This window comes from Peteryoungia algae (assembly GCF_030369675.1).
GTDB lineage: Bacteria > Pseudomonadota > Alphaproteobacteria > Rhizobiales > Rhizobiaceae > Allorhizobium > Allorhizobium algae.
Genome location: NZ_CP128477.1, coordinates 784,506 through 799,057, shown reverse-complemented (window position 1 = coordinate 799,057; position 14,552 = coordinate 784,506). Strand labels below are relative to the sequence as shown.

Annotated in this window: 15 protein-coding genes and 2 tRNA genes; 8 read left to right on the top strand and 9 right to left on the bottom strand. The window is 59.7% G+C overall.

Annotated features, from left to right (window positions below; translation table 11 throughout):
- Positions 1–21: 21 nt before the first annotated feature.
- A complete protein-coding gene (locus QTL56_RS04095; protein WP_245136937.1) occupies positions 22–1,185 on the top strand; it encodes an FAD-dependent monooxygenase in 1,164 nt (387 codons plus the stop codon).
- Between the two features lie 15 nt (positions 1,186–1,200).
- Here QTL56_RS04095 and QTL56_RS04090 read toward each other — a convergent pair whose 3' ends face one another.
- Positions 1,201–2,394: a cystathionine beta-lyase gene (locus QTL56_RS04090; protein WP_245136938.1), complete on the bottom strand. Its 1,194-nt coding sequence runs from the start codon at positions 2,392–2,394 to the stop codon at positions 1,201–1,203.
- Positions 2,395–2,748: 354 nt separating this feature from the next.
- Between QTL56_RS04090 and QTL56_RS04085 the strand changes: the two genes are divergently transcribed.
- The 4 genes from QTL56_RS04085 (at position 2,749) to QTL56_RS04070 (ending at position 7,083) form a co-directional block, all read left to right on the top strand.
- The gene (locus tag QTL56_RS04085; protein ID WP_229576292.1) at positions 2,749–3,777 is read left to right on the top strand and encodes an amino acid ABC transporter substrate-binding protein; all 1,029 of its coding nucleotides are present in this window, start codon (positions 2,749–2,751) and stop codon (positions 3,775–3,777) included.
- A 168-nt stretch (positions 3,778–3,945) separates the two neighbouring features.
- Positions 3,946–5,139 carry an amino acid ABC transporter permease gene (locus tag QTL56_RS04080; protein ID WP_229576293.1) on the top strand — a complete coding sequence of 398 codons (1,194 nt, stop codon included), beginning with the start codon at positions 3,946–3,948 and terminating at the stop codon, positions 5,137–5,139.
- Positions 5,140–5,173: 34 nt separating this feature from the next.
- Positions 5,174–6,292, top strand: coding sequence for an amino acid ABC transporter permease (locus tag QTL56_RS04075; RefSeq protein ID WP_229576473.1), 1,119 nt, complete (start codon positions 5,174–5,176; stop codon positions 6,290–6,292).
- Positions 6,293–6,309: 17 nt separating this feature from the next.
- On the top strand, positions 6,310–7,083 hold the full coding sequence (locus tag QTL56_RS04070) for an amino acid ABC transporter ATP-binding protein (RefSeq protein WP_245136939.1): 774 nt from the start codon (positions 6,310–6,312) through the stop codon (positions 7,081–7,083).
- A gap of 85 nt (positions 7,084–7,168) precedes the next feature.
- Here QTL56_RS04070 and QTL56_RS04065 read toward each other — a convergent pair whose 3' ends face one another.
- The gene (locus QTL56_RS04065; protein ID WP_245136940.1) at positions 7,169–7,900 is read right to left on the bottom strand and encodes a nuclease; all 732 of its coding nucleotides are present in this window, start codon (positions 7,898–7,900) and stop codon (positions 7,169–7,171) included.
- Positions 7,901–7,912: 12 nt separating this feature from the next.
- Between QTL56_RS04065 and QTL56_RS04060 the strand changes: the two genes are divergently transcribed.
- Positions 7,913–8,233 carry a hypothetical protein gene (locus QTL56_RS04060; RefSeq protein WP_245136941.1) on the top strand — a complete coding sequence of 107 codons (321 nt, stop codon included), beginning with the start codon at positions 7,913–7,915 and terminating at the stop codon, positions 8,231–8,233.
- A 134-nt stretch (positions 8,234–8,367) separates the two neighbouring features.
- Here QTL56_RS04060 and QTL56_RS04055 read toward each other — a convergent pair whose 3' ends face one another.
- The 7 genes from QTL56_RS04055 to QTL56_RS04025 form a co-directional block, all read right to left on the bottom strand.
- A complete protein-coding gene (locus QTL56_RS04055) occupies positions 8,368–9,237 on the bottom strand; it encodes a hypothetical protein (RefSeq protein WP_289393478.1) in 870 nt (289 codons plus the stop codon).
- A gap of 5 nt (positions 9,238–9,242) precedes the next feature.
- Positions 9,243–10,697 carry a hypothetical protein gene (locus QTL56_RS04050; protein ID WP_245136943.1) on the bottom strand — a complete coding sequence of 485 codons (1,455 nt, stop codon included), beginning with the start codon at positions 10,695–10,697 and terminating at the stop codon, positions 9,243–9,245.
- Between the two features lie 356 nt (positions 10,698–11,053).
- A tRNA-Arg gene (locus QTL56_RS04045) sits at positions 11,054–11,130 on the bottom strand.
- Between the two features lie 33 nt (positions 11,131–11,163).
- A complete protein-coding gene (locus QTL56_RS04040) occupies positions 11,164–11,469 on the bottom strand; it encodes an ETC complex I subunit (protein WP_245136944.1) in 306 nt (101 codons plus the stop codon).
- Between the two features lie 83 nt (positions 11,470–11,552).
- Positions 11,553–11,629, bottom strand: a tRNA-Pro gene (locus tag QTL56_RS04035).
- 105 nt (positions 11,630–11,734) lie between these two features.
- Positions 11,735–12,211: a DUF192 domain-containing protein gene (locus tag QTL56_RS04030; protein WP_245136945.1), complete on the bottom strand. Its 477-nt coding sequence runs from the start codon at positions 12,209–12,211 to the stop codon at positions 11,735–11,737.
- A gap of 4 nt (positions 12,212–12,215) precedes the next feature.
- Entirely contained in the window at positions 12,216–12,794 is a 579-nt protein-coding gene (locus QTL56_RS04025) for a cold-shock protein (protein WP_229576298.1), read from the bottom strand.
- A 183-nt stretch (positions 12,795–12,977) separates the two neighbouring features.
- Here QTL56_RS04025 and gloA point away from each other — a divergent pair, with 183 nt between their 5' ends.
- Together gloA and QTL56_RS04015 are read left to right on the top strand one after the other, a co-directional pair.
- The gene (gene gloA, locus QTL56_RS04020; protein ID WP_229576299.1) at positions 12,978–13,418 is read left to right on the top strand and encodes a lactoylglutathione lyase; all 441 of its coding nucleotides are present in this window, start codon (positions 12,978–12,980) and stop codon (positions 13,416–13,418) included.
- Between the two features lie 104 nt (positions 13,419–13,522).
- Complete coding sequence (locus QTL56_RS04015; RefSeq protein WP_245136946.1) at positions 13,523–14,491, top strand: hypothetical protein; 969 nt, start codon at positions 13,523–13,525, stop codon at positions 14,489–14,491.
- Positions 14,492–14,552: the final 61 nt, after the last annotated feature.

Genomic DNA, 14,552 nt, shown 5'->3' with positions numbered 1-14,552 from the left:
GTCACGATCGGCACCATCCCCATGTCCATCAAGCACGCCGCCATCGTTGGAGCCGGGGTGGCGGGCCTGACCGCTGCCCTGTCCCTTGCACGAAAGGGCATTTCATCCGACGTCATCGAGCAGGCGCCCCAACTGGGGGAGGTCGGCGCGGGTCTGCAGCTTTCGCCGAATGCCACGCGGGTTCTCGATTCTCTGGGCGTTCTGAGCGAACTCGAACGCCACTGGTACGAACCCCGTGCCATCAGCCTTGTTTCCGGCAGGGACCTCAGACATCTCGCCGAAGTGCCGGCCGGAGATTTCGCCCGGAGGCGCTGGGGCCATCCTTATGGCGTGCTGCATCGCTCGACCCTGCAGCAGGGGCTGATGCGCGCTGCTCTCAATCAACCGCTCTGCCAGCTGCATCTCGGTCATCGGGTCCAGGGGATCGGGGCGGATGCACTGACCTCGATCACCGGTCGAAAGCCGGATCTGGTGATCGGCGCTGACGGCGCCTGGTCCGTCGCCCGCGATGCAGTCCCCAGCAGCCCCACCGTCAGTTTCTCCGGCAATATCGCCTGGCGCTTCACCCTCAGGCGGGATGCGGCGCCCGCATTCCTGTCGCCAGACGGTGTGACGGCCTATCTCGGTGCCAAGGCGCATCTGGTCAGCTATCCGCTGAAGGAGATTGACGGCTTCAATCTCGTGGCCATCGCTGCCGGCACGAGAAGCGACGAAAGCTGGGCCATCGATGCAGATGCGGCGCGGCGCGCCATGCTGCTTGAACAGTTTTCAGGCTGGCATCGCGACATCAGAACAATTCTCGCCGGCGCAGAGAGGCCCACCTTCTGGCCGCTCTACCAGGCATCTGACGGCAATTGGCACAATGGGCGCGATACGGTCCTGATCGGTGATGCGGCGCATGCCATGATGCCTTTCTCCGCCCAGGGGGCTGCAATGGCGATCGAGGACGCATTCTCGCTCGCCTCGCATGTTACTCGCGCACCCCTGCCCTCCGCGCTTGCGGCTTTCTCGATCGAGCGCAAGGCGCGCACTGCCCGGGTCAAATCCCGCGGCGACTTTAACCGCTTTGCCTATCACGCCCGAGGGCCGATCAGAATCGGGCGGGATCTCGTGCTCTCTCTCCGGCCTGCGGAAAAGCTCGCCGCCGATCTCGACTGGCTCTACGGCCACCGGATCGGCGACTGACAACGGGCCTGCCCGTCAGACGGCGGCTGCGGCTGCAGCAAAGCCGCGTTCAAGATCGGCCTGGATATCCTCAACATTTTCCAGCCCGATCTGCAGACGGATCACGGCACCATCGGTCGGGCCCTTGCGGATCCTGCGGTCATCCAGGTTGACGTGCACTGCCAGGCTCTCATAGCCGCCCCAGGACCAGCCGAGGCCGAAGATCTGCAGCGCATCGAGAAAGGCATGGGTCTTTGGCTTGATCTTCTCCGGCGAAGGCGCCGGCAGCACAAAGGAAAAGACGCCGCTCGCGCCCTTGAAGTCGCGTTTCCATAGGGCGTGACCAGGGAAAGATTCGAGAGCCGGATGCAGGACACGCGCCACATCATCGCGCGCCTCGAGCCAGCGGGCGATCGAGAGCGCACTCTTGTAGTGATGCTCAAGCCGGAGACCCATCGTCCGCAGGCCGCGCAGGATCTGGTAGCTGTCATCGGGGGCGCCGCAGATACCGAGCGTAATGTTGGCTTCCTTGAGCACCGGCCAGTGCTTGGCATTGGCCGAGACCGTGCCCATCAGGATGTCCGAATGACCAGAGGGATACTTGGTTGCAGCATGGATCGAGATATCGGCACCGAAATCCAATGCCTTGAAATAGAGCGGCGTCGCCCAGGTGTTGTCGATCGTCACCACACAATCATGCTTGTGAGCCGCATCCGAGATGGCGCGAATGTCCTGCATCTCCATCGTGTTGGAACCAGGCGCTTCGGTATGCACAAGTTTCGTGTTCGGCCGGATCAGGCGTTCGATGTCGGCGCCGATCTCCGGATCGTAGTATTCCACCTCGACGCCGAGCCGCGTCAGCATCGTGTCGCAGAAGTGGCGGCAGGGCGAGTAGACGGAATCGACGATGAGCGCATGATCCCCCGCCGAGAGGAAGGCGAGGAAGGGTACGGTGATGGCGGCGAGCCCGGATGGGACGAGGATCGTGCCGGCCGAGCCCTCAAGCTCGTCGATCGCATGGCATAGAGCATCCGTGGTCGGCGTACCGCGCGTCCCGTAGGTGTAGGTCTGAGAGCGCATTTCCATGGCCCGTGCATTGGGAAAAAGCACCGTTGAAGCATGAACGACAGGCGGATTGACAAAGCCGTGGTAGTCGGCCGGATCATAGCCGATATGGCACAGTTTCGTGTCGGTGCCGGCGGTGGCCAGCCAGTCTTTTGGTTTGCTCATGGTATCAAGATTCCTCACGGTGGGATGCCGCGGTTCTCGCGCCTCAGGCGGATCCGGTCAAGTTGCACGAACCAACGATCCAAAGCGCAAGTCTTGCAGTTCACGTATATCAGCACAGACAAAAAGGCGTCATTTTCATCACCTTAGGCTAAAAACCACACATTTTTGCCTAATCGGAGGGCGATTTTGGCAAAAATGCGCTTTTGTGGCCAATCTGCGGCATAAAGACTTGACCCTGCAAGATTTTGCGACTGAGATATAAAGGCTCGCACCGGGAGGCCGTGAGCCGACGTGCGCTGCTTTTGGGCAGAAGGCCGTCGCTGGAATACAACAAGAGAAAAAAGGTTGGGAAAAATGAACAACAAGTTCCTGTCAGCCGCCATTGGCGCTGCAGTCCTGGGTTTTGGCGCGTCCGCAGCTTCCGCTGCCGTGCTCGATGACGTGAAGGCCAAGGGTTTCGTCCAGTGCGGCGTGAACACGGGTCTCGCCGGATTCGCTTCGCCGGACGCAGCCGGCAACTGGACCGGCTTCGACGTCGACTACTGCAAGGCCGTTGCTGCCGCCGTCTTCGGCGATGCCACGAAGGTCAAGTACACGCCGACCACAGCCCAGAGCCGCTTTACTGCCCTGCAGTCCGGCGAAGTCGACATGCTCGCCCGCAACACCACCTGGACCATCAGCCGCGACACCGCGCTCGGCTTCAATTTCCGCGCCGTCAACTACTATGACGGCCAGGGCTTCATGGTCACCAAGGGCCTGAACGTCAAGTCGGCTCTCGAACTGTCGGGCGCCGCCGTCTGCGTCCAGTCCGGCACCACGACCGAACTCAACCTCGCTGACTATTTCAAGGCCAACAACCTCGAATACAAGCCGGTCGTTTTCGAAAAGCTGGAAGAAGTGAACGCCGCCTATCAGGCCGGCCGTTGCGACGTCTACACGACCGACCAGTCGGGCCTGTACTCGCTGCGTCTGACGCTCACCAACCCGGATGAGCACGTCATCCTGCCGGAAATCATCTCCAAGGAGCCGCTCGGACCGGCCGTTCGTCAGGGTGACGACCAGTGGTTCGACATCGTTTCCTGGACGCACTACGCACTGGTGCAGGCCGAAGAATTCGGCATCACCCAGGCCAACGTCGATGAAATCAAGTCGACCACCACCAACCCCGACATCATGCGCTTCCTCGGCTCTGAAGCCGACACCAAAATCGGTACCGACCTCGGCCTGACCAATGATTGGGCCTACAACATCATCAAGGGCGTCGGTAACTACGGTGAAGTGTTCGAGCGCAACATCGGCGAAACCACCCCGCTCAAGATCGAGCGCGGCGTGAACGCTCTGTGGACCAAGGGTGGCCTGCAGTACGCACCGCCGGTCCGCTAAGATCCGGCTGACCTTGCGAGGCGGCGAAAGCCGCCTCGCGCATATCAGGACCAAGTGTTCAGACCGGCACGCGCGCTGTGGTCAGCAGCGACATCAGAGAATGCCGGCTGTCTTGGCAAAAAACAATAACAGTAAAGGCTAACATAAGCCTCGGGGATTTGGCACAGAATGACAGATCACGCCACCAGTTTGCCTGCCGGTGGGCAGAGCTTTGGCTCGCTGATCTACGATCCGAAAGCAAGATCCATCTTCTTTCAGATCGCTACGATCGCCATCATGACGTTTATCGTCTGGACCATCGCGAACAACACCATCGAAAACCTCGCTCGAAGCAACACGGCCTCGGGCTATGACTTCCTCGGCGGCCGCGCCGGCTTCGACATCGGGCAGACCCTTATCGCCTATTCGTCGGATTCGACCTACGGCCGCGCCATTCTCGTCGGCCTTCTGAATACTCTTCTGGTTGCCGTGACCGGCATCATCACTGCGACGATCATCGGCTTCATCATCGGGATCGGTCGACTGTCGCACAACTGGCTGATCGCCAAGCTTTGCACAGTCTATGTGGAAGCCTTCCGCAACATCCCGCCGCTTCTCGTCATATTCTTCTGGTATTCCGGTGTCCTGGCGACCTTGCCGCAGCCGCGCGAGTCGCTTGAGCTGCCGTTCTCGACCTTCCTGAACAATCGCGGCCTGACTTTTCCGAAGCCGCTATGGGGCGAAGGCTCGAGCATCATTCCGATCGCCTTGCTGATCGGGATCGTCGCTGCAATCGGTGTCGCCCGCTGGGCCAAGGCGCGCCAGATGAAGACGGGCCAGATCTTCGCCACCGGCCGGGTCGCTTTCGCTCTGATCGTCGGCCTGCCGATTCTTGCCTTTATCGCCGTCGGCGCACCGCTGACCTTCGACTATCCGGTCGCCAGTCGCTTCAACATGTCCGGCGGCGCGGTCATCGCCCCGGAATTTGTCGCGCTCTATCTCGCGCTGTCCTTCTACACGGCCGCCTTCATCGCGGAGATCATCCGCGCCGGCATCATGGGCGTGTCGAAGGGCCAGACCGAGGCCGCATCGGCACTTGGCCTGCAGTCTTCGACCACGACACGTCTCGTCGTCGTGCCGCAGGCAATGCGCATCATCATTCCGCCGCTCACCAGCCAGTATCTGAACCTGACCAAGAACTCCTCGCTCGGGGTTGCGGTCGGCTTTCCGGAACTGGTGTCGACCGGTGGCACCACCATGAACCAGACAGGTCAGGCGATCGAGATCGTCTCCATCTGGCTGGTCGTCTATCTCTCCATCAGCATCGTAACCTCGCTCTTCATGAACTGGTTCAATGCCAAGATGGCCCTGGTGGAGCGTTGATATGGCACAAGACCTAACTTACATCCGCCAGGAAATGCTGGCTCCTCTGCCAGCTCCGTCCTCCGACGCCAGCATCGCAGGCTGGATCAGAAAGAACCTGCTCGCGACACCCAAGGACGTCATCCTGACGCTCATCGGGGTCGCGGTGCTCGCCCTCATCCTTCCGGGTGCGTTGAACTTCCTGTTCTTCGATGCCGCCTGGTTCGGCGCAGATCGCGCGGTCTGTGCAACACTGGCACAAGGCGGAATCCAGCCGGACGGCTGGACGGGTGCCTGCTGGGCTTTTGTCGAAAGCCGCTTCTCGCAGTTCATCTTCGGGCGCTACCCGCTCGACGAACGCTGGCGCGTCATGCTCGTCGGGGCCATGTTCGTGGCACTTCTGGTGCCGATGCTCATCCCCAAGGCACCGCGCAAGGGATTGAACGCGCTTCTGCTTTTCGTCATCTTCCCGGTGGTCGCCTTCTTCCTGCTGCATGGCGGGTTCGGTCTCTCGGAGGTGGAAACCCCACTCTGGGGCGGCCTGATGGTGACATTGATCCTGTCCTTCGTCGGCATCGCGGTCTCGTTGCCGCTCGGCATCCTGCTCGCGCTTGGGCGCCGGTCGGACATGCCCGTGATCAAGATGATCTGCGTCGTCTTCATCGAAGTGGTGCGCGGTGTGCCGCTGATCACCGTGCTCTTCATGGCCAACGTGATGCTGCCGCTCTTCATGCCGACCGGCTGGACGATCGACAACTTCCTGCGTGCGCTCGTCGGCGTATCGCTCTTCGCCTCGGCCTATATGGCGGAGGTGGTGCGCGGCGGCCTGCAGGCGATCCCGAAGGGCCAGTATGAGGGCGCGGATTCGCTCGGCCTCTCCTATTGGCAGAAGGTCCGCCTGATTGTGCTTCCGCAGGCGATCAAGCTGGTCATTCCGGGCATCGTCAACACCTTCATCGGCCTGTTCAAGGATACATCGCTCGTGTCGATCATCGGCATGTTCGACCTCCTCGGCATCGTCCGTCTCAACTTCACCGACGCCACCTGGGCCACACCCGTGACACCGCTCACGGGTCTGATCTTCGCCGGCTTCGTATTCTGGATCTTCTGCTTCGGCATGTCTCGCTACTCCGCCTTCATGGAGCAGCACCTCGACACCGGCCACAAGCGCTAAGAACAAGGGGAACAACCATGGCTGAAGCCAATTCCGCTCAGAAGACCGTGTCGGGCACCGACGTGGCGGTCGAACTGACCAACATGAACAAGTGGTACGGCGATTTTCACGTGCTGCGAGACATCAACCTCAAGGTGATGACGGGTGAACGCATCGTCGTTGCCGGACCCTCGGGATCCGGCAAGTCGACCATGATCCGCTGCATCAACCGCCTCGAAGAACACCAGACGGGCAAGATCCTGGTGGACAACATCGAACTGACGAGCGACCTCAAGAAGATCGACGAAGTTCGGCGTGAAGTCGGGATGGTGTTCCAGCATTTCAACCTCTTCCCGCACCTCACCATCCTGGAAAACTGCACGCTTGCCCCGATCTGGGTCCGCAAGATGCCGAAGAAGGATGCGGAAGAAGTGGCGATGCACTTCCTGGAACGGGTCAAGATCCCCGAACAGGCCAACAAATATCCCGGCCAGCTCTCCGGCGGCCAGCAGCAGCGCGTGGCGATCGCCCGGGCGCTCTGCATGAAGCCGAAGATCATGCTGTTCGACGAGCCGACCTCGGCTCTCGACCCGGAAATGGTCAAGGAAGTGCTCGACACCATGGTAGGTCTCGCCGAAGAAGGCATGACCATGATTTGCGTGACGCATGAAATGGGCTTTGCCCGTCAGGTTGCCGACCGCGTCATCTTTATGGACCAGGGTCAGATCGTCGAGCAGAACTCGCCGTCCGAGTTCTTCGACAATCCGCAGCACGAGCGCACCCAGCTCTTCCTCAGCCAGATCCTGCACTGAGGTCCCACGACCCGTTCACAATGAAAGAGCCCGCCGCGACGATCGCGGCGGGCTCTTTATTTTTCATGCGATCGCTGACCGTATGTTACGGGCACCATGCTTGCTGGCGGGCCATGCGCGGTTTGGCGAGCCCCTCGGAAACGAGGATGGAGCCGAGCGAGCGGCCATTACGCGTCGCAACGCGCAACACTGCTGGCGCAATGCCGGGTCCAGCCGTCTTCAGGGTCTCCAGATCAAAGCGGCCGGAACTCAACAGATCCTTCAGGCGTACCTTGGCTGCAAAACCACGATCTCGCTCCTGCTGGCAGGCCGCACCCTCCGTCCGTGGCGCCGCAATATCGGCCAACACGACCTTCGTCTTCCGGTACCAGAAGGTGTCACCGCTCATTACGCAGTTGTCGAGGCCGGATGTGCCGCAGAAATAGAACTTGCCGGAGAAGTTTTCGCCCGTCAGCGGCCCGGTGGCTGCGGCTGCGACCGCCGGCCTCGATACCGGGACGACGGCCTTGGTCATGCCGACCGCTGCGGGTGGCACGGGCGCCTTTGCGCTATTCGACGCGGAGGTCGGTGCCGGCTTCTGAGCGCGCTCGCTGCGCGGTTCCGCTTTCGCCTCCGTTCGGGAGGTCCCCGGTTTATCCCGGGACAGGAGCGGCGCCATGTCCTTGAGCACAGTGGCGCGGTTTTCGTAAAGCGCGATGCCGCCGGCGACGAGGCCGAGCACGACCAGCCATGTCGTCATGCCCTGGCCGCCGGATGAACGGCTCGGCTTGCGGCGTTTTGCGGGGGCGCGGCGGGAACTGGTGGTGCGACTGGACATGGTTAACCTCTCATGAGGGCCATCATCGCTCGCAAGGGTTTCCGAAAGGTTGGCGGCGGCAGAAATAGCTCGCTGCGCACACAGAAGACGAAGACCCTCGTCGAGCTTCTGATCATGCGGCCGTTGAAGGCTTCGATTGACGCGACCAAGACGGGCAACGTTGCCATTCTCATCACCGAGAGTGGCAAACCCCTCGCGTCCGGCGCGAGCTTCGGAAACTGGGTTGCAAAGCAAGTAAAGGAAGCAGGCCTGCCGGATACCTATCGTGCCCATGGCCTGAGAAAAACCGGCGCAACCATCGCTGCGGAGGAGGCGCAAGCGCGCACGAGCTGATGGCAATGTTCGGCTGGTCTGACCTCGAATGGCCAGCTACTACACGCAGAAGGCCGCACGAAAAGACCTCGCAAAGCGCGGCGTAGAACAACTGGCGAACAAATTCTAAGGTGGGGGAGCTTAAGGCTGCAGATCTACTGCGGCATTTCGAAGCCTATATAGACATTTTCCCCTGACAGTTTCGTGAAAAACGCTTTCCAGTATTCCAGAAGTTTCAATGCAGCATCGTCCGAGAGCTGGAATTTCTGCTCTCCATCTTGCTCGTCAAACCCGAAGCCCCAAACCATTACAGAGTTTATCTTCACTGTAGCCCCATTCAAGCGCGATGAGCTCGTGACAGCCCTTGCCCCGGCCTCGCTCTGCTGCACATCGGCGGCGACAAGTTCCTTCCACCCGGCATCTAAGAGATTAGAGAAAACATAAAGATTACAAGATGTCTTTGCGCACCTTGCCTGGGCAACTCGAAAGATGGTGTCGCCGAGCGCGGTTGGAGACGATGAAACAGCCTTCTTTGTGATTTGCCTCAGCTCTTCCAGAACTTTGGTTTTGTCTTCTGCTCTCTGCGTTTCTGCCTCAGCACGCTCAGCCTCACAGAGTAAAACCGCCTTGGTGTTAGGCTCCCGCTGGGGCCCTCCGAACACGGCATTTTTCATCCAGTCGAAGGGGTCATCTAGAAAATGTTGTGGCCGATTGGAATCTGACAAAACTCCTTCACATGCGATGGATGGCACGTAATCCCGCGCAACGCAGCTCTCGTAAATCCATTCCGAAGATAGAGAACTGCCACGGACCTCACCAATCATCAGCTCGCCGCCGAAGCTTCTGTCCTCGAACATGATCGCTATTCCGTCTTCTAACGCTCGACTTTCGGCGGCGTTAAGTTGAGATGTCCGGTCCACGATCAAGATATTTCTTGCACCATCGCAATTTTGGCCGAAGGCGATTCCCGCCGGCACGACGAGGACAAGAAAGCCGACAAAAACAGTTCGGATAAAAACTGCCATCGGATTCATACTGCCACCGCCGCGATGACCGGTTTGGGACTTTCGGTTTTGCCTTCGCCGTAAAGTTCTTCCCACTCGCGCAGCGGCCGAGGGCTGCGAGTCAGCAGACGTAAATACTTCGCGTACTCCAGCGTTTCGCGCTTGATCTTTGCTCGGTCGTCGGCCTCTAGCGCCTCAATCTCCAGCTTCTTGTCCTCAATAGAGGCCTTGCGCGCTTCATCCAGTTGCACGTCGCCCAGTTCCTTCTCTTGATCCTCTATGTTCACGTTCAACTCGGCCAATAGGGCCTCGGCTTTCGCGCGCCCAGACTGAATGCTGTTCGCAATCTCAACCTCAGCACCAAGCGCGCCGCCATATGATAATGCGGCAAGCTCATACTCGAATACTGGATCTCGATGAGCTGAACGCGAGATCATGACAGAGAGAACTCCCAGCGCGTAAAAACACATGGCAATCAGCGCGTCGGCCGATAGCCGGGGAGTATTGACGACCCTCAGCTCAGCCATTCTATCTACCAGGCCTGAATTAGCACCTTCTAATCGGACGATTTCCTCGCGTCTGTCTTCGAGGGTCGTCGATCCCAGAGGGCGACTTCGAAGTGAGCTGACCTCCATATTGATCGAGCTCTGCTCTGCAAGCGCAGCATTGGCCTCAGGCACGATGCTGCGGATTGTCGTTGCCCCGTAGATTGTTGCCAAACCCAACATCGCGATAACGATGAACAGCGCGAGCGGGACTTTATTGAACTTACCGGCAATATTTCCGGCATCATCGACGCTGTGCGAATACGCCCGCGGAATTAGGTAAGCCAAGGTTCCACCGAGGAAGATAAGCATCAATCCGAGAATCACAGCAGCAATTTGAGCAAAGAAGGGATCCTCAAGGATGACGCGGAAACCTGGAAGCGCGTAAATGACATCCATCGGGATCACCACCAAGCCGATGATGCCAGCGGCAATCGAGATGAAACTTCTGGTACGGGGGGGCGAGCCGTTGGTGTCAATTGTCGACGCCATCGAAGTGATGCCGCCGTCGGAACTTGGCAAGGGCTCAAGCGTCAAACGTAGGCGATCGATAAGACTCCGATGCTCAGTACGATAAGGAGGCCGGCCGACTGCTTTCTGCCATTTCTCGAATTGGGCCTGTGCTTTTTCCCGTTCGGCCCGCGCAACGGTCTTGAGAGAGTATTTCTCCTCAAGCTCCTTCTCAACGCGCTCGACGACCGCCGTCGAGTGACTATGAGCCGCCTTCAGGCGCCGAACCGTTCGCTCGACAGCCGTTTGCCGGGCAGCGATGAAATTCTTCGCCTTGAATTCGAGCAAATGAAGTTCTCGTTCGCGATCTTTCTTCAAACGTTCAGACGCGTGCTCCAGTTCGACTTTGTATTTGGCGACCGGCGAATCTTCATCCACCTTCAGCCCCACCACGACGTCGCGAACGGCATGCCAGAATCGCTTCACGTCCCCCCCCTTTCAAGGCAGTATCCGCCGATGGATGCGCCCTACCTCAATCATCCTACGGCTGAAGAATACTGCTTTTTTGTAGAAGAGCGGTCAAGTCTTCGCCGCTGGATTGCTGTCAATCCGAATTGGGAAAAGATCTATTGGGTTTTATATTTGTGCTTTCGAAAATACTTTACGCGACAAGATTTCTGGAAGCCTTACAACGAAATGAGCCCCGCTTCGGTCCCATCATGTTTGAACAGATCGGAGGCCAAAGCGGTTGCTTCCAGAACGGTGCGAGAACAGAATATAGGTCGCACCCTCTGCCCCAGACGGTCGCACCAACAGTAAAATCTGCAACTTATTGGCATAAATGGCGATCCCTGTAGGGCTCGAACCTACGACCTAGTGCTTAGAAGGCACTTGCTCTATCCAGCTGAGCTAAGGGACCGTCTCAAGGCCACGTGGCGTGACCGAAACCGGATCAATGCGTCCAGGGCTGCAGGCGATTATAGCGGAAATTGTCGGTGTAGGAGACGAGCTGGCGCTTGGCGTCCTTGGGCAGGATCACGCGATATTCGATGCCTTCGCGCTGTGCATAGGCTTCGGCCTGTTCCAGGCTCTCGAAGGTCAGCTTGATCTGCTGGCGCGTATCGCCGGAGGTGGTGTAGCCCATCATCGGGTCGATCTTACGCGGCGCCGACTGGTCGAATTCCAGAACCCAGAGATGGGTCTTTGCTTTACCGGACTGCATGGCGGTTTTCGCGGGGCGGTAGATCTTCGCAGACATGGTCCCATCCATCTCCAAGACTTCACGGCACAGCAGCCTGCCGCATACTTCCCGGCCGCCGTTGCCGGCGTCCTTCGATTGCTTGGTCGGAGTGGAGAGATTCGAACTCCCGACCCTCTGGTCCCAAACCAGATGCGCTACCAGGCTGCGCTACACTCCGTTCAAGCAATGAAGCCGGAATACACGGTTCACCCTGCAGCCGCAACACTAAAAAATCGGTTTTACAGGCACTGTTTTTTCAGACCAAAACTCTGCCCGGCCGAGATCATTGCGGCAGACCGAGCGGCAAGACGAGACGCGCGGTGATGTCGAGCCCCAGCTCCTTCGCATGACCGCCCCGAATCTCCAGCGCGTAGCGGATGGGCTCGCTCGACGAGACGATCGATTCGGAGAGCGGTGTCGTGCGTTCGGCGATGCGGACGATTCTGCCGGTTTCGTCGATGAAGATCATGTCGAGGGAAGCAGGCGTGTTGGCCATCCACATCGTGACCATGCGGGTTTCGCCGAAATCGAAGAGCATGCCTGTCCGATCGGGAAGCTCCGGGCGCTCCATCAGCCCCCTCGCCCGCTGCTCGGCGGTCAGCGCCCATTCCACGTCGATCGTGATTCGCTCGCCTGCTGTGGTCTCGAAGGCGAGTTGCCCGCGCGGGAAGACAACGTCGCTCATCGCGGGCGCCGACAGCCATAGAAACACGAAAAGCGCCGTCACGGCGCTTTTCAAATTGATCGAGACACGGTTCATCAGGTCAATGCGCCCTGGCCGCAGGGCCGGGATTGTCAGGATGGATCTCTGCCGCCATCAGACCCTTGTCGCCAGGCCCGAAGCGGACCATGACCGTCTGCCCCGGGCGCAGCTCCGTCAAGCCGAATCGGCGCAGCGTTTCCATATGGACAAAGATGTCTTCCGTGCCCTCGCCGCGCGTCAGGAAGCCAAATCCCTTGGTGCGGTTGAACCACTTGACGAGCGCGCGCTCCAGTCCGCTGGTCGGCGTCACCTGCACATGCGTGCGTACCGGCGGCATCTGCGAGGGGTGCACGGCGGTCGACTGATCCATGGAGAGAATGCGGAAGGCCTGGTAGCCACGGTCGCGCTTCTGGATGAGAGCCACGATTCGGGTGCCTTCAAGAATGGTCTGATAGCCGTCGCGTCGAAGGCAGGTGACGTGCAGCAGGACATCCTGCATGCCATTGTCGGGAACGATGAAACCGAACCCCTTGGCGACGTCGAACCATTTCACGACACCGGTGATCTCGATGAGATCGACGGCTTCGCCGGACAGTTCTTCGAACTCGCCGAGTCCTTTCGATGGCATCCTGTCCGTCATTTCCCCAAGCCCCTCGAAAACGCGTCACATTGCTCAGTCAACTGATTCTTGAAATCCAGATTAACATTTGGTCAACGGATCTGCGCAAGCCCTAGTTTTACATTTCACCAATTGCTTTTGCAGCCGCAGCCTTGCTCGAAGCTGGCGACTGTTCCATATCGTCAGGGTCAAAGGAGAACATCCATGCGCTATCTGCACACCATGGTCCGCGTGAAGGACCTCGAGGCCTCGCTCCACTTCTACTGCAACCTGTTCGGCCTGCAGGAAATTCGCCGGTATGAGAACGAGAAGGGACGCTTTACTCTGGTCTTCCTGACTGCTGACCAGGATCTCGATCGCGCAAAGGTCGAGATGGCCCCCTGCCTGGAACTCACCTACAACTGGGATACAGAAGACTATGCGGGCGGCCGCAATTTCGGCCATCTCGCCTACGAGGTCGACGATATCTATGCGATCTGCCAGACACTGATGGACAACGGCGTCACCATCAACCGCCCGCCGCGGGACGGCCACATGGCCTTTGTCCGCTCGCCGGACGGTATCTCGATCGAGATCCTGCAGAAGGGCGAGAACCTCGCGCCGGCCGAGCCCTGGGCCTCGATGGCCAATACCGGCGCCTGGTAAGGACCACCGCCTCGCGCAAGTTTGCGCGCCTAGTCTCCGCACCAGACGAGGGTCGCCCCGGCGACCCTTTTCCTTGCCCGCAAGGTGACCGACGGAGACGCCAGATGACCCGCAATTCCGATCCTCGCAGGCCGACATTCGGTCTGCTCGCCGTTTTGAGCGGCGTGCTGCTCGCCTCGTGCCAGACGAGCGCCGACGAGGTGCTGTCGCTCGGGGAAACGGCGCCTTCCGAAGAGGTATCGGCGCCGTCCAGCAGTGGGAAAGCCTTCCGGGACCCCTATGTCGTTGCCATGTCGGGACAAGCCGCGGGGACGTCGGATGCTTCACCGCCCCAAAACGAGACAGATCCGGCGCACCTGAAGCGCAAACCCGTGCCGTTGGCTGCCGCCTATAGCGACATTGCCGAACCGCCGCCGGAAGTGCTGGTCCTTCAGCAGCAAGCCGGACAGGCTCAGCCGGCGGGGCAGGCCCCAGCGCCGGCCAATCTCGGTGAACTCACCATGCAGCCGACGACCGTTGCAGCTGGAAGCAATAGCCTGTTTTCCGCCAGCCAGAGGGCCCAGCCTGCCGCAGCCAACGATCCGACGGCCACCCAGATGGCAACGACCGAAGCGTCGCCACGCGGCAGCCTCGTGCCGAGCGAGATGCCAACGCTCGGCGTCAATGCTGTGCGCAAGAGCCTGTTCAGCCCATCACCAGAGCAGACGATGCTGATGCAGCAGCAGGCACTTCAGGATCAAGCGCCCGTGGCGACCGAGTCGCTGCCACTGACGGATCCTGTGACGGCCAGCACGGAGGAGCCGGTGCTGAAGAAGCTCTCCGATCCTCGGCCGAAGCGAAAAATGCTCGCGCTTCGTGAAACGACAACTGAAATGCCTGAGCGCGTCCAACTCACGCCGGACCAGTTGCAGGCGCTGGGCGCCGTCGAAGAGGCCGATCCGGCCGAGCCCCTGCCAGCCGAGGAGCTCATGGCGGATGCCGAGGCAGTGAAGAAAAAGAAGGCCTGGCTGCCTTCCCTTTCGGACATGCTCAAGGGCGGCAAGAAGAAGAGCCCGGACATTTCCACACCCTGAGCTGATGCTGATGTTGCTGGGCAAGCCGTTCCAATCACTGGCTTTCTTGCTGCCTGTCCCA